The organism is Aquitalea pelogenes, assembly GCF_001515305.1.
Classification (GTDB): domain Bacteria; phylum Pseudomonadota; class Gammaproteobacteria; order Burkholderiales; family Chromobacteriaceae; genus Aquitalea; species Aquitalea pelogenes.
The window spans coordinates 1-234 of sequence record NZ_LNQV01000147.1 but is presented as its reverse complement, the minus strand read 5'-3'; the positions used below and the strand labels follow the sequence as shown (position 1 = coordinate 234).

Sequence of the window (234 nt, the reverse complement as noted above, 5' to 3'; positions counted from 1 at the left end):
GTGGTGGAAGCACTGGTCACCGCCATTGCCGCCAGCGGCAAGCTGGCCGGGCAGACCTGGTGGAGCTGAACCCGCAATTCGATATCGACAGCCACGGCGCGAAGACGGCGGCCCGGCTGGCGTGGAGTATCACCCGTGGTGGAAGCACTGGTCACCGCCATTGCCGCCAGCGGCAAGCTGGCCGGGCAGACCTGGTGGAGCTGAACCCGCAATTCGATATCGACAGCCACGGCG

Annotated in this window: 1 protein-coding gene; it reads left to right on the top strand. The window is 66.7% G+C overall.

What is annotated here, in order from left to right; all coding sequences use genetic code 11:
- The coding region (locus tag AWT75_RS23310; RefSeq protein WP_239689693.1) for a hypothetical protein at positions 1-234 on the top strand (234 nt) is incomplete at both ends.